General features: G+C 58.8%; 16 protein-coding genes and 1 pseudogene. 14 read left to right on the top strand and 3 right to left on the bottom strand.

Features of this window, described 5'->3' with window-relative positions:
* The first annotated feature begins 36 nt into the window (after nt 1-36).
* Nucleotides 37-804 carry a transcriptional regulator GlcC gene (gene glcC / locus ACMXYJ_RS20815; RefSeq protein WP_415756710.1) on the top strand — a complete coding sequence of 256 codons (768 nt, stop codon included), beginning with the start codon at nt 37-39 and terminating at the stop codon, nt 802-804.
* A gap of 140 nt (nt 805-944) precedes the next feature.
* Here glcC and ACMXYJ_RS20810 read toward each other — a convergent pair whose 3' ends face one another.
* Nucleotides 945-2,708, bottom strand: coding sequence for an L-lactate permease (locus tag ACMXYJ_RS20810; protein ID WP_415756709.1), 1,764 nt, complete (start codon nt 2,706-2,708; stop codon nt 945-947).
* Nucleotides 2,709-2,880: 172 nt separating this feature from the next.
* On the opposite strand from ACMXYJ_RS20810, the gene ACMXYJ_RS20805 reads away from it, so the two are divergent.
* The 6 genes from ACMXYJ_RS20805 to ACMXYJ_RS20780 all read left to right on the top strand — a co-directional run bounded on the left by ACMXYJ_RS20805 (nt 2,881) and on the right by ACMXYJ_RS20780 (nt 9,233).
* Nucleotides 2,881-3,117: a hypothetical protein gene (locus tag ACMXYJ_RS20805; protein ID WP_008151753.1), complete on the top strand. Its 237-nt coding sequence runs from the start codon at nt 2,881-2,883 to the stop codon at nt 3,115-3,117.
* A 42-nt stretch (nt 3,118-3,159) separates the two neighbouring features.
* Complete coding sequence (locus tag ACMXYJ_RS20800) at nt 3,160-3,597, top strand: DUF1801 domain-containing protein (protein ID WP_415760772.1); 438 nt, start codon at nt 3,160-3,162, stop codon at nt 3,595-3,597.
* Between the two features lie 625 nt (nt 3,598-4,222).
* Entirely contained in the window at nt 4,223-5,626 is a 1,404-nt protein-coding gene (locus ACMXYJ_RS20795; protein WP_415756708.1) for an MFS transporter, read from the top strand.
* Between the two features lie 235 nt (nt 5,627-5,861).
* Nucleotides 5,862-6,797: a Ppx/GppA family phosphatase gene (locus tag ACMXYJ_RS20790; protein WP_415760771.1), complete on the top strand. Its 936-nt coding sequence runs from the start codon at nt 5,862-5,864 to the stop codon at nt 6,795-6,797.
* Between the two features lie 461 nt (nt 6,798-7,258).
* Nucleotides 7,259-8,590, top strand: coding sequence for an IS4 family transposase (locus ACMXYJ_RS20785; protein WP_415756706.1), 1,332 nt, complete (start codon nt 7,259-7,261; stop codon nt 8,588-8,590).
* 202 nt (nt 8,591-8,792) lie between these two features.
* Nucleotides 8,793-9,233, top strand: coding sequence for a cupin domain-containing protein (locus ACMXYJ_RS20780; RefSeq protein WP_415756705.1), 441 nt, complete (start codon nt 8,793-8,795; stop codon nt 9,231-9,233).
* A gap of 13 nt (nt 9,234-9,246) precedes the next feature.
* Here ACMXYJ_RS20780 and ACMXYJ_RS20775 read toward each other — a convergent pair whose 3' ends face one another.
* The gene (locus ACMXYJ_RS20775) at nt 9,247-10,677 is read right to left on the bottom strand and encodes an MFS transporter (protein WP_415756704.1); all 1,431 of its coding nucleotides are present in this window, start codon (nt 10,675-10,677) and stop codon (nt 9,247-9,249) included.
* Between the two features lie 134 nt (nt 10,678-10,811).
* Between ACMXYJ_RS20775 and ACMXYJ_RS20770 the strand changes: the two genes are divergently transcribed.
* From ACMXYJ_RS20770 to ACMXYJ_RS20745, 6 genes and pseudogenes are all read left to right on the top strand, one after another.
* Nucleotides 10,812-11,720 (top strand): LysR family transcriptional regulator, encoded by a 909-nt coding sequence (locus tag ACMXYJ_RS20770; protein WP_415756702.1) that lies wholly within the window; start codon nt 10,812-10,814, stop codon nt 11,718-11,720.
* Nucleotides 11,721-12,180: 460 nt separating this feature from the next.
* The gene (locus tag ACMXYJ_RS20765) at nt 12,181-13,569 is read left to right on the top strand and encodes a diguanylate cyclase domain-containing protein (protein ID WP_415756701.1); all 1,389 of its coding nucleotides are present in this window, start codon (nt 12,181-12,183) and stop codon (nt 13,567-13,569) included.
* Nucleotides 13,570-13,574: 5 nt separating this feature from the next.
* Nucleotides 13,575-14,903, top strand: a complete 1,329-nt coding sequence (locus tag ACMXYJ_RS20760) for a glycosyltransferase family 2 protein (protein WP_415756700.1) — start codon at nt 13,575-13,577, stop codon at nt 14,901-14,903.
* Between the two features lie 2 nt (nt 14,904-14,905).
* The gene (locus tag ACMXYJ_RS20755) at nt 14,906-15,754 is read left to right on the top strand and encodes a hypothetical protein (RefSeq protein WP_415756699.1); all 849 of its coding nucleotides are present in this window, start codon (nt 14,906-14,908) and stop codon (nt 15,752-15,754) included.
* Between the two features lie 6 nt (nt 15,755-15,760).
* Nucleotides 15,761-16,876, top strand: a complete 1,116-nt coding sequence (locus tag ACMXYJ_RS20750) for an HlyD family secretion protein (RefSeq protein ID WP_415756698.1) — start codon at nt 15,761-15,763, stop codon at nt 16,874-16,876.
* A 2-nt stretch (nt 16,877-16,878) separates the two neighbouring features.
* Nucleotides 16,879-17,822, top strand: a pseudogene (locus ACMXYJ_RS20745) (NAD-dependent epimerase/dehydratase family protein).
* On the opposite strand, the gene ACMXYJ_RS20740 reads toward ACMXYJ_RS20745, so the two are convergent.
* Nucleotides 17,794-18,054, bottom strand: a complete 261-nt coding sequence (locus ACMXYJ_RS20740) for a hypothetical protein (protein ID WP_046055896.1) — start codon at nt 18,052-18,054, stop codon at nt 17,794-17,796. The pseudogene ACMXYJ_RS20745 and the gene ACMXYJ_RS20740 sit on opposite strands and share 29 nt — an antisense overlap.
* Nucleotides 18,055-18,467: 413 nt before the next feature.
* Between ACMXYJ_RS20740 and ACMXYJ_RS20735 the strand changes: the two genes are divergently transcribed.
* On the top strand, nt 18,468-19,535 hold the full coding sequence (locus tag ACMXYJ_RS20735) for a hypothetical protein (protein WP_415756697.1): 1,068 nt from the start codon (nt 18,468-18,470) through the stop codon (nt 19,533-19,535).
* The last annotated feature ends 10 nt before the right edge of the window (nt 19,536-19,545 follow it).

Genomic DNA, 19,545 nt, shown 5'->3' with positions numbered 1-19,545 from the left:
TTGGTAGTGAGACTGGTCATACCAGTTGGAGAGTCGATGGAAAGGGCAGAAACGAGCCGTAATCCGCAAGTCGCCGACGTGGTCTGTGAACGCATCGAACGGCTGATCGTGGACGGGGTACTCAAGACCGGGCAACTGTTGCCGTCGGAGCGTCGTCTGACCGAAAAACTCGGCGTTTCCCGCACGGCACTTCGCGAGGGCCTAAAGCTGTTGCGCGCTCGCGGGATTATCAAGACAGAGCAGGGCAAAGGTTCCTTTGTCGCCGACCTTTCGGGTAACGGTGCCGCGTCACCGCTGATGCACTTGTTCAGCTCACAACCCCGCACGCTTTACGATCTGTTCGAGGTTCGCAGCCTGCTCGAAGGCGAGTCCGCACGCCTCGCGGCGTTGCGCGGAACCGACGCCGACTTCGTCCTCATCACCCGCAGCTACGAGGCGTTGATCGATGCCCACAGCCGTTCGCTGGAGGCGTCCGAACACGCTCGACTCGATCATGCGTTTCACCTGGCGATTTGCGAGGCCTCGCACAACCCGGTGCTGGTGCAAACCTTGCGCTCGCTGACGGATTTGCTGCTGAACACTGTGTTTGCCTCGGTCAACAACCTTTATCACCGCGAACCGCAAAAACGTCAGATCGACCGTCAACATGCGCGGCTCTACAACGCCGTTACCGGCCGTATGCCGGAACAAGCACGCAAGGCGGCCATCGCGCACATCCAGAGCATCTGCGAGAACCTCAAGGAAATTGAAAGCGAGGAACAACGTTTGGTCAGGGCCACGTTGCGACTTGAGGGGTGGGCGTAAGGCCCGGGTCTTTAGGCGAGCCGAGGGCTGATAGGGGGCTTTGATTGGGTGTATATCCGTTTCTGCGGTAAGGGCGGAACCCTAAGTCGCCATCACCGCAGAAACGGATATGCCCCCCATCCCACCCCGAACTACATCAATCAATGCCCCCCAACAACCATATGACTGAACGGCGCCACATACGCCTGCAACGTCACCAAACCACCGACCAGAATGGCCAGGATGATGGAGTGGAAGAACACATAACGCAGGATTTCCCCTTCATGCCCATACCAGCGGGTGGCGGTCGAGGCCACCACGATCGACTGGGCGTCGACCATCTTGCCCATGACCCCGCCGGAACTGTTGGCGGCAGCCATCAACACCGGGCTGATCCCCAGCTGCTCGGCGGTCACCCGTTGCAAGCCGCCGAACAGCACGTTTGACGCCGTGTCCGAGCCGGTCAAGGCCACACCGAGCCAACCGAGCAAGGTGCCGAACATGGGGTAGAAAATGCCCGTCGCGGCGAAGGCCAGGCCCATGGTGGCGTCCAGTCCTGAATAGCGGGTGAGGAAGCCCAGGGCGAGCATCGCGACGATGGTAATCAGCGAGTAACGCACGACCCAGATCGTTCGCAGGTACTGGTGGATCAGTTGCGGGATGGAATAGCCCATCAATAACCCGCCGAGGATCGCCGACAGCAGGATGCCGCTACCGGTGCTGGTGAACCAGGTGAACTTGTAGACCGCGTCCTCGGTTTTAGGCGCGGGCACCACCGGCGGAACCTTCTCGATCTGCTGGTGAATCGTGGTGAACGTCACGACCGGAGCGAAGATCGGGTTCGCTTCGCGCAGCGGTTTGCCTTGAGGGTCGAGCTTGGCCGAATGGGTTGCCGGATCAATCGCCGGGCGGGTATCAAACATGTTTTTGAAACCCTGTGTGCCCCAGGCGAACACGAACACGGTGAGGATGATCCACGGCATCCACGCCCGCATCACCGCAGGCTTGGCATCGCTGGCAAACGCCGCGCTAGCGACGGGTTTTTCGTCATGCTCTTCGGCTATTTTCGAATTGTCGACGCGCCCGGACAGCGCGGCGGAGGTGTGCACGGTGGCCGGTTTCCAGACCCTGAGGAAACCGGTCAGGCAGGCCATGGAAATCAGCGCGGCGATCACGTCCACCAGCATCGGCCCATGGTAGTTGGACACCAGGAACTGCGGTACGGCGAAACTGACCCCGGCCACCAGAATCGCCGGCCAGATTTCCAGCATTTTGCGCCAGCCGGCGAAGGCCCAGATCAACCAGAACGGCACGATCACCGAGAAGAATGGCAATTGCCGGCCGACCATCATCGACAGTTCCATTTCATCCAGCCCGGTCACCTTGGCCAGGGTGATGATCGGTGTGCCCAGCGCGCCGAACGCCACGGGCGCGGTGTTGGCGATCAACGCCAGGCCAGACGCGGCCAGCGGCGAGAAGCCCAACCCGATCAGAATCGCCCCGGTCACCGCCACCGGCGTACCGAAGCCTGCGGCCCCTTCGAAGAAAGCACCGAAGCAGAAGGCAATCAGCAGCAATTGCAGGCGTCGATCGTCGGTGATGCGCGCCAACGAATCCTGCAGCACTTTGAACGAGCCGTTCTCGGTGGTCAGCCGATGCAGGAAGATGATGTTGAGCACAATCCAGCCAATGGGCAGCAAGCCGTTGGCGGCGCCGTACAGTGCGGCCGAGCCGGCCATGTTCGCCGGCATGCCGAAGGCGAAGATCGCGATCACCAGTGCAGACGCCAGGGCCATCAATGCGGCCAGATGCGCCTTGACATGGAAGAACGCCAGGGCTGCCAGCATCACCACGACCGGCACTGCTGCCATGAGGGTGGAAAGTATCGGGTTGCCGAACGGATCGTAGATTTGCTGCCAGACCATGTTCCACCTCTGCTTTTTATTGTTGGGAGCGCAGACCCCGAGGGGGCGGTGGCTTCTAGTATAGGTGGCATTACGCCGCTGTCCTGGCAGGCCTTTGAGTGCGCCGCACTGAGCTAACATGGCCAATGGGTAAATGCGCCACTCGGACTTCAACGACGGGAGAAATGCAGCCATGACTGAACGCCATATGCACCACAAGGAAACGCTGTCCAACGGATGCAAGATCGAAGTCAAAGCCGAGATATTGAAGGACGGCTCACTGGGGATGTTCATCGGTGTTTACCGGCCGGACGGCACGGCCATTTTTGAGGACCACGATCCAAAACCGCATCTGCTGGACATGGAAGCTGCCTTTGACTGGGGGATCGAAAAGGCCAAGACCCTCGGCAACAGTCAAAAAACGCTGTAGGGCCCGGTTTTGGACACCCTCAAGAAGAAGGCGACAACCACCATGAAGAAAGAGCAGGTCGGTGCAAAAGAGGAAGAGGGCGCAGGTTCAGCCTCTCGGCTGATAGACGCGAGAATCGAGGCGCTGGGAGATTGGCGGGGTGAGAGGCTCGCTCAGGTCCGCACGCTCATCCAGCAGGCCGACCCCGACGTCGTCGAAGAATGGAAGTGGCGGGGGGTTCCAGTGTGGTCGCACGCCGGAATCATCTGCACCGGTGAGACCTACAAGCAGGTCGTGAAGCTGACGTTTGCCAAGGGCGCCTCGCTGGACGACCCTTCAGGCCTTTTCAACGCCAGCCTCGAAGGCAACACCCGACGTGCCATTGATTTGCATGAGGGCGACACGCTTGATGAGAAAGCCTTGAAGGCCCTCATTCTCGCCGCCGTGGCACTCAACACATCGACAGCAGCCGCTCGCAGCAAACCGGCTGCGAAATCCTGATTCGTCCTCGCCGACCTGCCCGTCGAAAAGCACGCTGACGAGATGACTGCTATCGATGTCTCTCGTCATGAGCTTTTGAAGTGTGTTGTCGTACAACAATGTTTAATCTTCAAAACCTTCATATCTCGCTGACAACACCCGATACATCCAAGCGCTAACTGGCCCACAGACTATGTCCTCTGGACTTGATCGAATTTCTATCGAGCAACCTTTGTCGAGACGAACGGCGATTTTTCAGATTGACAGCCCGGTAGTGAACTCGATATAAAAGACACGGTTGTACGACGACAGACGATCATCGACTGTTAAACCCTAAAAATAAAAACGAGTGTCGGCCCCATCATGAATTCAACCCGCCTGCGCGCCTCCCTGATTGCCGCTTCCTATGGTTCGACCTCGATTGCTTGCCCATCCCCACGGTCAGGCCAGTCACATGCAACTGTCCCGCCAAACGCCCGATAGCTCCTGCCAAATGTCCAACTCCAGCCGCTGAGCATGGAGTACCCATTTTCGAGCCCGCAATACCGTGGCGTGGACCCATCGCGTTTTGGCGATGCTCTGCGACACAATTGATCTCGCTTGAAACCGAGAGATCATCACCATAATCCAACAATAAAGTGATGCCATGAATCTGAACGAGCCCATCAATCCGCAACGAATCGGCCAGGCCGTCGGCAAGTACCGCTGGACGATTTGCGCGCTGTTGTTTTTTGCCACCACCGTCAATTACCTGGACCGCCAGGTCCTGAGTCTGTTGGCGCCGGATCTGTCGACGCAATTTGGCTGGAGTAACACCGATTACGCGAACATCGCCTCTGTCTTTCAGTTTGTGTACGCGATTTCCATGCTGTTCGCCGGCCGCTTCGTTGACAAGATCGGCACCAAGAAGGCCTATGTGGTAGCGATCTGCATCTGGTCGACCGGCGCGATCATGCATGCCTTTGCGGAGCCGATGGGCGAGGGTATTGCCGGCATCAGCAGCGCCTTGGGCCTTGCCGTCATCCCGGTTTCGATCGCCGGTTTCATGCTGGCGCGCGCCGTGCTGGCGATTGGCGAAGCGGGTAACTTCCCGATCGCGATCAAGGCCACCGCCGAGTACTTCCCGAAGAAGGAGCGTTCCTTCGCCACCGGTATCTTCAACTCCGGCGCCAATGTGGGCGCGATCCTGGCACCGATCAGCGTGCCGCTGATTGCCGGCCTTTGGGGTTGGGAAGCGGCGTTCATCGTGATCGGTGCGTTGGGCTTCGTTTGGGTGGCGGTATGGATTGCGCTGTACGAAAAACCGGAGCAGCAAAAACGTCTGTCGGTGCAAGAGCTGGCCTACATCCGCAGCGATCAGGGCGCACAAGCACTCACTGGCACAGACTCGGGTGCCGCCGCCAAAAAAGTATCGTGGTTCAAGTTGCTGACCTACCGCCAGACCTGGGCTTTTGCCTTCGGCAAATTCATGACCGACGGCGTGTGGTGGTTCTTCCTGTTCTGGCTCCCGACCTACCTGTCTGCGCAATACGGCATGAAGGGCCAGGCCATCGTGTTGCCGCTGGCCGTGCTGTACAGCATGACCATGGTGGGCAGTATCGGCGGCGGCTGGTTCCCGAGCTATTTCATGTCACGCGGCGATGCGCCGTATGACGGCCGTATGAAAGCCATGCTGGTGATCGCTTTCTTCCCGCTGCTGGTACTGCTGGCGCAGCCATTTGGCTACATCAGTTTCTGGGTGCCGGTGCTGCTGATCGGCGTGGGCGCATCGGCGCACCAGGCGTGGTCGTGCAACATCTTCACCACCGTGTCCGACATGTTCCCGCAAAAATCCATCGCATCGGTGGTCGGCATTGGTGGATTGGCCGGTGGCTTGGGCGGCGTTGTGATGACCAAGACTGGCGGTTGGGTAATCGACCATTACAAACTGATCGGCGATATCCATACCGGCTACATGATCATGTTTGCCATCTGTGCGCTGGCCTATCTGGTGGCGTGGAGCGTGATGAAGGCGCTGGTGCCGCGCCATAAGGAAATCACCGACCTGTAAACGGCGGCGCGCATGGCCTGCTGACTTCCCGTCCGCAGGCCATGCGTCCCTTTGACAACAGGCCAAAACGCCTGAGTGCCGCCGCCAAGGCGCAGGGCCTGGCTGCGCGGCAACCGCCCTCGAAACAGCGCGATGACGCATTTTTGCGTCCTTCGGTGTCATCTTAGCGTCATCGACCCCATGGCAAGATCCTCGCAAACCGCCTAGCGCGCTCAGCTTGCAAGGAATCCCGCCCATGAAAGGAGACGCCTCTCTATTTGCAGCCATTGACCTTGGTTCTAATGCGTTTCGCATGATGATCGGCCAGTCAGTCAGACGGCGTCAGGGGTTCGTGATCCAGGAAGTGAAAACCCTGCGTGAACCTGTCCGTTTGGCGGAGGGGTTTCAAGGTGGAGCGCTGGACGAGTTGGCTCTGGATCGGGGATGGCAAGCGCTCGCGCGATTTGGCAAAAAGTTACGCGGCTTCGAGGCCGGTCGTGTGCGGGCAGTGGCGACCAGTGCCGTGCGCGAAGCCGACAATGCGCAACTGTTTTTGGCCAGCGCGGAGCGGCACCTGGGGTTTCGGATTGATGTCATCTCTGGGCATGAAGAGGCCCGACTGGTGTACGCCGGTGTTGCCCATACGATACCCGGTACCGAAAACAGGCGATTGGTCGTGGATATCGGTGGAGGGTCCACTGAATTGATTCTGGGGCAGGGCGCTCAGCCCCTGATGACCGAGAGTATTGCCATAGGCAGCGGCACCTTCGGCGCGCGCTACTTTCAGGGCGGCTGTATCACTGCTCAGTCACTCCTGGAGGCTGAGCGTGTGGCCACTGTTCAGTTTGAAAAAGTAGCGCGTCGGTATCGCGCGCTGGGTTGGCAGCAGGTGATTGGCTCTTCAGGCACCGCACGGATGCTGGCCAAAGTCCTCAAGGCCAATGGGTTGAACGACCATGGCGAAAGCGGCATCACCTACAGTGGCCTGTTGCGTTTATCGTTGCGCCTGCTTGAAGTGGGGCATGTCAAACAGCTCGGCCTGGCAGGCTTGCAAACCCATCGCCAGAGCATCTTGCCTGGCGGTCTGGTGCTCATGCTGGCGGCATTCAAGGTGTTTGGTGTCTCGCACATGACGCCTTCCGAGCCGGGTCTGAGATTCGGCGTTATGCATGGCCTGATGAGTAAACACTGATCAACCCGTAGCAACCTTGCCTCGATGAAGGCCCGGTCGTCATTGACCTCAGCGAGGCGTGCCACGGGCGTTAGTATTTTTCCATCCTGGCGCTCTTCCCACAGGGCAAAATCGTTCTAAAAAGCCCCTGTTGCGCTTTGGACTTTGGACTACTCTTGAAGTTGTAGGTGAAGACGCAGACTGATGCGCAAGCGGATGGCGAGGAAACGTGGGGCGCGTTCCGAAGGGTACACGGTTAGAAAGATCTCCGCGCTGAGATCCAGCCCTTATGCCGTGTGAAGCAGGACAGCACAAAACTGTTCTGTGGGAGTCCTGATAAACCTTGTAAGCCGGAGACCAGCACCGGCCACCTACTCGAGTTACAAAGCCCGCCTTGTGCGTAATGCTGTTCACTTAAGCATTTGAATCCTCGCCGGGCTTCTTCGAAAATCCGATGCCAGACCTCTGGCATCGGATTTTTTATGTCTGTTCAACAGGACTTGCTCGACCTCGGCGACCTTTTTAACTTCTGTGACTTGAGCACTTTCACTCAAAATATTCCCATCGAGTGGGTCGCATCTGCGCTGGATTTGTCCAGCCAGGCCACTATCCGGCGGCGTCGCTTGCCTGCCGACCAAGTGCTCTGGCTGGTGCTCGGAATGGCATTGTTTCGCGACGAACCTGTTCATGAAGTCGCCCGGCGTTTGAACATCTGCGCCCAAGGTCTGGCTTCTGACCATCTGTTGGCCCGTAGCGGTGTGACCGAGGCCCGCAAGCGGCTTGGGGCCGACCCGGTTGAGTGGTTGTTTCGCAAAACTGGCACTCAATGGGGCGCGCAGCGCTATCCCGATGATGCCTGGCAGGACTTGCAAGTATTTGCGGTCGATGGTGCGCTTCTGCACACGCCGGATACACCTGAGTTGCGAGACCATTTCGGTTCTGGAAACACCTCGACCGACCGCCAGACTCCCTTTCCCATGCTGCGCCTGGTGGCGCTGATGAATGTGCGTTCGCACCTGATCCTGGATGCACAACTTAGCCCTTACCGACGCAGCGAAATGCGTCTGGCCGATGAGTTTTTGCAGAAGATTCCCGACCACTCCGTGACGCTGTTCGATAAGGGATTCTGGAGCGCCGATCTCATGCTCAGCCTGAGCGGCGACGGCAATCACCGCCACTGGCTGATTCCGGCAAAAAAGGGATTGGTTTGCGAGGAGGTAGCCCGTTACAACCACAACGATCGTTTGGTGCGTATGAAAGTGTCGCCGCAAGCCAGAAAGCGAAATCCGACTCTTCCTACACACTGGGAGGCGCGTGAAGTCAGTTATGAAATTCAAGGTAAAGTAAAAACAATCATGACATCGTTGCCGGCCAAGACCTACAGCACAAAGGCCGTTGCCGTGTTGTATCAAGAACGCTGGGAAATCGAATTGGGCTTCAGGGATATCAAAAGCTCAATGCAACAGAACGCAGTGACCTTGCGCAGCAAAAAAGTCGACCTGATCTACCAGGAAGTATGGGGGCTGTTGCTGGCTTACAACGTGATTCGCCGGGAGGCGAGTCAGGCAGCAGTGGCGTTTGGCCGAGCGCCGTCGGACATCCGATTCAAGCCGGCTTGCCAGTACATCGCCGTGCAGTTGATCGTGATGGCTGCGGCCAATCCCGTTTCGGCGACGGGTAGACGGTTAGCAGAACTAAGAAAAGGCGTTGCCGGGCTGTTTCTGGATCACCGCCCAAGGCCTTCAAGGCCAAGGACGGTGAAAATTTCAAAAACCCGATTTCCGGTGGACCGTAAGGCTGCTCCGCTTAAGTGAACAGCATTACGCCTTGTGCGGGCTTTTTCGTATCCGCGGGATCCGTTTGTATCGGAACGTATCCCGCGCACCTGCAGCTACCTTCGCATACAAAACCAGGGCATTGACGACACTTGCGCGATACACGGCGGCCTCCCAATAGAGCCACCGCATCCGCGGCAAGCTCCGCGCGACATTCCCGCGCACAGATTGGAGAAATGCCATGTCCCGTTTTAACCGCCGTATCTCTGCTGGCATGCTCGGCGTCGCCGTTACCGCGGCACTCACTGCCTTCGCGGGCCTCGCTCAAGCTCAAGAGGCACCTCCAGCTAAAAGCTGGCAGGCGGGTCTTCACCGCACCGATCTGCTGCGCCAGGACCTCGACGTTTCCGGGCGTGAGGTGATCCAGGTTCTCGTTGATTTCGAGCCGGGTGTGGTGTCCCCCAAGCATTCGCATCCCGGGGTGGAAGTGGCCCACGTCATTGCAGGCACGTTCGAATATCAACTCGAAGGGCGGCCACCGATTACGCTCAAAGCCGGCGATTCCTTGTACATCCCCGCAGGCACTGCGCACGTCGCGAAGAATATCGGCGCGAACAAAGCGTCTGAGCTGGCGACGTACATTGTGAAGAAAGACACGCCACTGGTCGTGCTGGAAAAGTAAACGACCTGTCGGCTTACCGGCGTTCACGACGCACAGCCATCACGCGGCTTCCCTGCGCGATGGCCAGTGCGACAGCGATCAGCACCAGCGCCACGGCGAAGGTGATCCGCAGACCGCTGGCAACTGCTTCGGGTCGCGCCGTTGCAATGTCAACCGAGGCCGATGCGAGCGCGAACACCGCACCCAAGACGGACGCCCCCGTGATGAGCCCCAGATTGCGCGACAGATTGAGCAGGCCGGAGGTGACGCCTCGCTGGTCCGGCTGAACATCCGCCATGACCGCCGTGTTGTTGGCTGTCTGGAACAGGGCATAGCCGAGGGTCATCACGACCATCGGCAAGAGGTAGCCGCCGATGCCGAACGTCTCCGGCAATACCGACAGCGTCAGGCACCCGATCGCCATGGCGATGAGCCCGGCGAGGGTCATGCGTTGGGCGCCAAAGCGGTCGGCAATACGACCTGCGGGCACACCCGTCAGTGCCGCGACAAACGGCCCGACCGACAAAACCAGTCCAACCAGAACGGCATCGAGCCCCAGCCCATGCGCGAGATAGAAAGGCCCAACCACGAGCGTCGCCATCATCACGGTCGCGACGAGCAGGCTCATGGCGAGGCTGCCACTGAGCACGGGATCACGGAACATCGCCAATCGAATCAACGGTGAGGTGACTCGCGCCTCGGTGAACACAAAGAGGCAGGCGCCGCCGCCCGCCGCCAACAGCAAGGCGAGGTTGAACGGCCCGAAGCTGCCTCGCCCAAGGGTCATCGCCAGCGCATAAGCGGCGAGTGTCAACGCCAGCAGCAATGTGCCCAGCGGGTCGAAGCCGGCGCGATCGGTCTTGGGCTTCTGGCGATCGGCGGGCAAGTAGCGATGCGCGAGCACCAGCGTCAGCAAGCCCAGCGGTACGGTGATGAGGAAGATCGCCTGCCAGCCAAACCCGCCAATCAACAGGCCACCGAGCGACGGCCCCATCGCCGTGCCAATCGCCGACATCGTCCCGAGCAAGCCCATGGCGCTGCCGGTTTTGGCCTTCGTCACCGTCTCGCCGACAAACGCCATGGTCAGCGCCATCATGATTGCCGCACCGATTCCCTGCAGCGCCCGGGCGCCAATCAGCATCCAGAGCGTGGGCGCCAAACCGCACAGGGCCGATGCCAGGGTGAACACGCCGATGCCGGCCGAGAGCAGCCGCCGACGGCCAGTGATGTCACCGAGCCGCCCGACACTGACGATCAGGGTGGTAATGGCCAGCAGGTAGGCGAGGACGATCCACTGCACGTGCTGGAAGGAGGCGTTGAACACCTGGGCCAAGGTCGGCAACCCCACATTGGCGATGCTGGTGCCGAGCGAGGACAGCAGCATCGACAGCGAAAGACTGGCCAGCGCCCACCGAACCGACGGTGTCTGTTGCGCACGCTCTGCGATTGCACTGAGTGATTTCATGCTGTTCCTCTTTTCTGGCCACTCCCGAAGCGGAGCTATCAGAAATCTACGCCCCGGCCTAACATGGCGGAAGGCGCACCGTTTGCACTTGATACGTGCGTTCAACGCCATATCATTCTGCCACGGGGCGCCGCATGTCCACTCCCGATTTCAATTTGCTGATCACCCTTGATGTGCTGCTCGCCGAAGGCAGCGTGGCGCGCGCCGCCAAACGCTTGCGCCTGAGCCCCTCGGCCATGAGCCGGGCACTGGCGCGATTGCGTGAAACCACCGGCGATCCGCTGTTGGTCAGGGCCGGGCGGGGTCTGGTTGCCACCCCGCGGGCGCTCGAACTGCGCGAGCGGGTCAGTCAACTGGTGCAGGACGCCGAGGCGGTCCTTCGACCTGCCGAGCAACCCGACCTCAAGCAGCTGAGCCGCACGTTCACGCTGCGAACCAGTGAAGGCTTTGTCGAGAATTTTGGCGCGGAACTGATTGCCCGCATCGCCGAGCAGGCCCCTGGCGTGCGGCTGCGCTTCATGCACAAACCCGACAAAGACAGCGCGTCACTGCGCGACGGGACGGTCGATCTGGAAACAGGTGTGGTGGGGAAGGCCGCTGGGCCGGAGTTGCGAACCCAAGGCTTGTTTCGGGATCGTTTTATTGGCGTCGTGCGAAGGGGGCATCCGCTGAGCGAAGGCGAGATGACCCCCGCACGTTATGCGGCGGGTAGCCACATCAGCGTCTCGAGGCGGGGGCTCGACAAGGGGCCCATTGATGAAGCCCTTGAGCTCCTGGAACTGGAGCGGCACATAGCAACCATCGTTGCAGGCTTCTCCACGGCGCTGGCGCTCGCCCGAACCACCGACCTGATCGCCAGCGTTCCCGAACGCCACACCGCCAGCCTGCGCGCGGACATGCACAGCTTTGCGCTGCCGTTGTCTCTGTCGGCGTTCACCGTCGCCATGCTCTGGCATCCGCGGCTGGATGCCGACCCTGTGCATCGCTGGTTGCGGGGTTGCCTTCGGGATGTTTGTGCTGAGCAAGAAAGTTGTCAGATTTGATCTAATGTTCATTATTGAAACAGTGATGTTTCACTCGTGTAATGCTTGGTTGTTCTGGTTCTATAAGGGAGTAATTTTGGTATAAAAACACGTTGAACTTATTAATATAGAGGTGGTACTGAAAGGATTTGTCGCAAATGGGAATTAACTGCTGATGCTGTTAAATGGCGCAACGCTATCAATGGTGGCCATTAACTAGTAGTGAGTGTAGTTGTAATGCTTTAGTTACTTAGTGTGTTTAACTTGATGAAATATAAATAATAATTTTTGCTGGTGATCAGGCGCTTTAACGAGTCGCAATGTGCTGAGCAAGGCGGGATCCAATTAAGATTAATGGCGAAATATTGGCGGTCGATATATCAAAAAATAACTTCATAATAATACTGACGTTTTTCTGATGCGGTGCTAGTGTTTCTAACTCTTCTTAACCGTACTTGTCTGTCTGCAGAGGCTGTGCGTCATGCCGACTCCAACTCCACGGATTGCGATACTGGGTAATAGAGTTCCAAGCTTGAATCTTCCGGAGCTTGAGCACTTCGCCGATATGGGCAGCTTGTTGGCTGCACCCGCATTTGATGTCCTGCTGCTGGACCTGCCAGCGGTTTATGCCGGGCGGGTGCTTCGAAAGTTGCGCGCCATTCCCCCTTATCGCTACAGCCTCATTTACTGCTGCCGTGATCAGAACGGCTGGTGTGAAGCCTTGGGTGATGGCGCGTGCCCAGTGGATTCCAGCGAAACAAGAGCCCTCTGGGGGGTGTGGCGAGAACGCTACAGGTTGTTCAAACAGGGTTCTGCCCCCGAGCGTTTTGAAAGTCGGGTGCTTTCATGGTTGTGGTTGCGCGACAACGCCCACATCTATGCCCTTCGAGACCCGGAGGTGCCTCAGCATTATCGCTATCCGTTGCTGGACGCGTTGACTGATAACGAGCAGGTCAACTCGTTTGTGTGGCTCAGTTTGATGGTGCAGCAGGACTGGCTGGAAGAGGGAGTTCTGGTCGATCGCGTTCGCCTGTGTTCGGAGTGTGGCTCGGGCCGGCTCAATTACATTGATGTGTGTGCCGAATGTCAGGCCCTGGACATTTCACGGCAGCCTTCATTGCACTGCTTTACCTGTGGGCATGTGGGCCCACAGGAATCCTTTCTCAAGGACGGGGTGTTGTTGTGCCCCAACTGCTTGAACCGGTTGCGCCATATTGGCACTGATTACGACCGCCCGATGGAGAACTATCGCTGTCGGTCATGTCAGGCGTTTTTTGTCGATGCCGAAGTGCAGGCACGCTGCCTGGATTGCGGCCTGTCACACACGCCTGACAAGTTACGAGTACGCGAGGTCAGAGATTTCCGCCTGGCCGAGGCCGGCCGTTTCCGCTGCCGCCAGGAGTTCAGCGATAAAGCGGTCCATCACTTCGGTCGACTCAATCTGTTAGGCGGCAAGGATTTCTATGACCTGCTGACCTGGCAGATGCAGGTCGTACGCCGCTACCAGTCGCCTGCCTTCTCACTGCTCGGTCTGCGCTTCGTCAACCTGGCCGGTACGTTGACTCGCCTGGGTGAACACCATGGCCATGCCTTCATCGATAGCGTGGCTGATCGATTGAAGGAAACCGTCAGGGATACAGACCGCTGCTCTCGAAGTACCGAAGAGTACTTCTGGATCATGCTTCCCCATACCGATGGCAACGGCCTGGAAACCGTCAAACAACGCTTGAGCCGGGTCGCCGAGTTGTTTTCAGCACCAGAGGTCAGCGACATTTCCTTGCGTGTGGTCAGCATCACGGCGCCCCAGGATCTGCTCGAACAAGAAGATGGCGAACTACTACTGGCCCGTCTGGCCAGTGAGTTGGCGTGACCGCCATGAGCCCTTTCCTGGAGCAACTTCTCAGCGCACTCAGCGGGATCATGGGGCCGGATGGTTTGAGCCGGGTGTTTTTCATGCTTTTCCCTTTGTTTCTGATCTTTGAATTGCCCCTGATGATCATGGTGATGCTGGGGGTATTGCGTTGGTTCACACGTCGGCGCACCCGTGTACCGAGGATCAGTCTCTATCGGCCCAAGGTCTCTTGCATCATTACCTGCTACAGCGAAGGGATGGACGTTCAGACCACGTTGTTGAGCCTGTGCGAGCAAACGTACCCCGGCCACATCGAGATGATTCCGGTGGTGGACGGGGCCACGGTGAACCAGCCGACGCTCAGCGCCGTTCGCAGTTTCAGCGTGGATCCGCAGTTGTACCCCAGGCGTCATTTGCGCCCGATTGCCAAATGGCAGAGGGGCGGGCGGGTGTCGTCGTTGAACGCCGGCCTGTCGCTTGCCAGCGGTGAAATCGTGATGGCGCTCGACGGTGATACGTCCTTCGACAACAACATGGTCAGCTCCATCGTGCGCCATTTCGAGGACCCGTCGGTGCCTGCGGTCGCCGGTAGCCTGCGAGTGCGCAACGTCTGGGCTTCGTGGGTGACCGCGATGCAGGCGCTGGAATACCTGTTGTCCATCCACATGTCGAAAATCGGTCTGGCCGAATGGAACCTGGTCAATAACGTCTCGGGGGCCTTCGGGGCCTTCCGCCGCAGCTTTCTGGTGAAAATCGGTGGTTGGAACACGCACACCGCGGAGGATCTGGACCTGACGTTGCGTATCAAGAGTTACTTCAAGCGACACGACTTGAGGATTCCCTTCGAGCCGGAAGCGATTGGACACACCGATGCACCGTCGACGCTCAGTCAGTTTCTGATGCAGCGCTTGCGCTGGGATGGCGACCTGTTTTTTCTGTACATCAGAAAGCACAACCACAACATCAACCCCAGGTTGTTGGGCTGGCCGACCTTTCTGATGATCCTGCTCAGCGGCTTCTTTTTTCAGCTGGTGCTGCCGTTCCTCATCTTCAGCTACACCTTGCTGGCGTTATTTGTTCTGCCGGGCAAGACGCTGTTGTTTCTGTTTGTACTGATCTACACGCTGTACCTGACGATCACCGCGATGTTGTTTGGCGCCATGTTGTTGATGGTGTCCGACCGGCCGGCAAAGGACGTGGTCCTGGGGTTGTTGGTGCCTTTCTTTCCGCTGTTCATGCTACTCCTGCGGTGCTGGAGCGCAGTGGCCATGCTCAATGAGATTTTTCGCAGGGGCCACGAAGAAAGCTCTATGGCGCCGTGGTGGGTGCTTAAACGAGCCACGAGGTTTTGATTATGAGATCGATACTTCTGCTGCTGACGCTGTCGTTGCCCCCGATGATACTGGCCGCACAACCACTGGCGGCTCAGGCGGCGGTGGCGCCGTCGAGCCAATGGTCCCAGGCCAGTTATGTCTGGGACAGCGAAGCGTTGCTCGATCCCGATCAACGCAAGGCGGAGCTCGAGCAACTGCGTAAAGCCGGGATGGACAAGATCTACCTTGGCCTCAAGTCCGCCCAGTTGAATGACCTTGCCACGACGCGCCAACGGCTGACGCAATTGCTGCAGGACGCGGCCGGCAAGGGGGTGCAAGTCAGCCTGTTGCTCGGCGATTCGGCCTGGATCGAACCGCAGGACCGCCATCAGCTCACCGATTTGCTGGCCAAGCTGAAGGGGCTTTCATTCACCAGCCTGCACCTGGACCTGGAACTCGAACAACTGGGCGTGCCGGTCCCGGATCAGCGCGTGAAGGACTTGCTCGATACCTTGCGCGCCGCCTCCGCAGCCAGCCCATGGCCGGTAGAAATCTCCAGCCATCATCGTTGGTTTGCAGAGGCAAAACCCGGAAAGACCTGTCTGCCGTGCGCGCTTCCTGAGGCGGGCGTGCATCAGGTCAGCCTGATGATCTACACCCGTAACCCGAAAAACAGCGCACGAATGGCAGAGCAGATCGCTCAACGCTGGCCCGATCTGCAGTTTCGCCTGGCGCAAAGCACGGAGCCGCAACTGGATGCCACTGAATCCTGGGCCGGCGCGTCGACTGAGCAGTTGCAGCACCAGACCAGTGTCTGGCGCGAACAGCTCCAACCACGGGGGATTGCCGGCATTGACTGGCAAGCCTGGCGAGACTTTCCAAAACGGTGAGCCGTCATGAAGATTCGATTCGACAGTCGCAAAGAACTGAACCCCACCCAGGAACAGGGTTTGACTGTGCTCTACGCGCCGGGCAAACGCATGGCGTTTCGCGTGCGTTGGTATTTGATCCTGTTCCTGGTCGCGAGCCCCTTGCTCTGGCTGGGAGGGAAGCTGGCTTACGGCATGTTGATGATCGACGCACCGGCGCAATTGCGCCTGCCAATTCTTGAGGTGCGCGCGCGGGATGCCGGTCGGGTCGATCAGCTGTTCGTCATGGCCGGGGAGCAGGTCCAGATCGATCAGCCGTTGGTCAGTCTCGACAATCCCGAATGGCGTGCACGGCTCTCGCAGCTCGCCGCGATGCCAAAGAAATCGGTGCCCGTCACCAACACCAAACTGGACACGAGGGAGCGTCAGTTACTCAGGACCCGAGTGAGCAGGACGGAGGAGCGCGTGCAGGTGCTTGAAGACCTTGTTGAATCAGGCGCCGTGTCTCGTGGAGAGGTGCTTGCCGCCCAGTCCGAACTTGATGCTTTTAAAGCCGACCTGTTGGCGTTCGAGCGCCGCGAGCAACTGGCCCGTCAGTCGCCGTTGAGCGTTGAGCGCGAGATTATTCAACAGACCGCCGAACAGCAGTGGTTGAAAACGCGCCTCGCCGCGTTGTCGGTCAAGGCTGCGCAGAGCGGTCGAATCGCGGAGGTGTTGGTCACGCCCGGCGAAAACGTCGGTGCGGGTACGTTGTTGATGCGCCTTGAGCGGCTGGAAGAGCCTCTGCTGTGGATTTATCTGGAACCGCTGAACATCAGCTACGCCGCGATTGGCCAGCCGCTGCGCGTGCGCATGCCCGATGGCGAGTGGTTGGCGGCCCATGTTGTCCAGGCCGTCGATAGCGCCGGTCGCACGCCGACGGTGTTGCGCGGGCCATTCGCTGCCAGCGAAATGGGCTTGCAGGTCGCCGCCCGGTTTGATCGCCCTCTGTCGCCGCGATGGAGAATCGATCAACTGCCGTTGAATGTTCGCTTTCCCACCGACTGGCAACAAATGCTCAGTGACAGCCGGGAACTCATCGAGCAATTAGGCGACTTCATTGCAATGGATAAAACACCCACCACTGCACCGGGGAGTAAATAATCATGACTGCTGAACGAATTCTTGTGACGGGCGGTGCCGGTTTCATCGGTTCGCACCTGGTCGAAGCACTGCTGGAAAGCGGTTATAGCGTTCGGGTTCTGGACGATCTTTCCAGTGGAAAACTGTCGAACTTGCCGATTGATCGCTGCCATTTGACCCTGGTGGTGGGGGATGTCGCCGACGCGCCGACGGTGGAGCGGGCGATGAAAGACTGCAACGCGGTGGTGCATCTGGCGGCGGTGGCCTCGGTGCAGGCGTCGGTCGATGACCCGGTCGCGACGCACCAAAGCAATTTCGTCGGTACGCTGAATATCTGCGAAGCCATGCGCGAGGCAGGCGTAAGACGGGTGGTTTACGCGTCCAGTGCGGCGATCTATGGCAACAATGGCGAGGGCATGGCGATTACCGAGGACACGCCCAAGAATCCGCTGACGCCGTATGCCGCCGACAAGCTGGCCAGCGAACATTTCCTCGATTTCTATCGCCGCCAGCATGGTCTTGAACCGGTCATTCTGCGGTTTTTCAACATTTACGGACCCCGTCAGGACCCTTCATCGCCTTACTCCGGTGTCATCAGTATTTTCAGCGAGAGGGCGCAAAAAAAACTCCCCATCACGGTTTACGGTGATGGGGAGCAAACAAGGGACTTTACGTCAATGACCTCGTCAAGGTCCTGGTACAGGCGGTCGGAGAGTCAGAGCCGATTATCGAACCGGTCAATGTCGGGTTTAACCGATCCACCAGCGTTAACGAACTCGTGGCGACATTAAGCGAACTCCTGGGACGCCCCGTGACGTTGAACCACGACGCGCCACGTTCCGGTGATATCAAACATTCGCGTGCCGACAACAGTCGCCTGCTTGAGCGCTTTTCCTTGAACTCACCGACCTGTTTTACCGAGGGCCTGGGGCAACTGCTCAGAAGTATTGATTCCGGCGGGCGGTAGCGGCGAGCTCGGTCGCCAGCAGGTGCTCCTCCAGCACATCGCTCAGGAATCGGAACTGATCATTGAGCCCGATCACTTCATTGTTGAAGTGATTGGCGGCCGACGGCATCAGCAACGCCTCGAAGTTTTTGTCGAACACCAGTTCAAACGTTTTGCGCGAAACGAAGGACTGGGAATAGTAGTTATTGCCGAACACCGCAAAGCTCACGGCCAGGGTCACGGAGTGAATCATGACGTGCGCTCCTCAGACAGGACGTACCAGGAAAAAACGCTCAGTGTGACGGCCGTCAGGGCCAGGCAGGTCAGGAGATGGATAATCATGATTCGCCCCTCCGATGCGGGGTTTTGCGTTGGGTTAAGGCTGATCCTACGCTGACGGTTTTTGAGCGAAAGGCATTCGCGGCGATGGTGAATATCGACATAAGTGATGGACTATTTTTGTGCGTTCTTGAGGGCCCCTTCGCGAGCAGGCTCGCTCCCACAAGTCTGCGTCTCCCCGGTCCAAAGTGGGAGCGAGCCTGCTCGCGAAGGCGATCTGAAGAACAGCCTCAACCCCAAGCGAACAAACACCGACACCTATACTCAAATTAATAGGCCTTTGAACACCGGACATCCCGTTCGGGCAAGCCTGTAGGAACCGCGATCTTGAACCTGCGTTCGCTGATCGTCGCCGTGTTGGTGGTGTTGGCGGGATGCGTCACGACTGCGCCTGCCCCGGTGGAAGTGGTGCCGGTGATTGTTTCCCAAAGCACCTGGCAGATGGTGGATCAGGAGATTGTCGCGGCGTCGCAATCGGCCACCGAGCAAACCAAAATCTACGCGCGCGGTGCCATGGATTACTGGCGGACGCGGGTCTATCAACTGACTGAAGAGAACTTCATTCCATGGTTCAGCAGTTACTGGACCCAGGAATGGCTGTCGATGAAGGTCAGCTGGTACACCCTCAGCGCCAAAGGCGAGCAGGATGCCTCGGCCAAGCGCCTGGCGACCTATCTGCTGGAGCAATACCAACAGCGCGTGCTGGCGCCGGTCGCGGTGGAAATCGATCCCGACGCGATTCTCGGCCTGGCAACGGCGTTCTACGTGGACATTCTTCAGGAAGAACTGCAGAAAATCTCCCAGCGCCACGGCGTGCCGATGGCTCAGCTCAATGGCCGAATCCAGAAAATCCCCGCCATCGCCCTCGGGCCACCGCCAGCGCGGGACGCCTCGCTTTATCAGGTCGTGCACACCCAGCCTCTGAATACGCTGCCGGCCTATGCGGCGCTGATCGACAAGATCCACAAGGCCGGCGGTGAAAAGGGGGTGGGTTCGACAGACACCGCCATGGCCCCGGTGGCCAAGCGCGCCAGCCAACGGATGGAAGCCGAAATGGTCCCGCGAGGTGCGGCCAGTGCAGTGGCCGCTGCAGCGGGCAAATTGGCCGGGGGCTTGATTTCCGTGGGTGTGGCGGGGATTCGCGCGATTATCCAGGCCAATGACCGGCCTGACAGCGAGGCACTGATTCGCAGCAGTTTGGGTAACACGTTCGACAAGGCCTGGCTGAAGCTGGTGCAAAACCCGACCACCGGCGTGATGGCCGGTACGTTCTACATGGCGGCGCAGATCGAGGGCAATCTGGCGGGGAGCGCCGAAGTACCGTCGGTCAGTTCGGGCAGGGGATCTGTCGATTGGGAGCCGACGGAATCGACTAACCAGCAGATCACCCCATAACCAAGGAGAA

Origin of the sequence: Pseudomonas arabinosi, from assembly GCF_047758675.1 — a bacterium.
Classification (GTDB): domain Bacteria; phylum Pseudomonadota; class Gammaproteobacteria; order Pseudomonadales; family Pseudomonadaceae; genus Aquipseudomonas; species Aquipseudomonas arabinosi.
The sequence above is the reverse complement of the archived record's forward strand: the minus strand, read 5'-3'. Positions and strand labels throughout refer to the sequence as shown.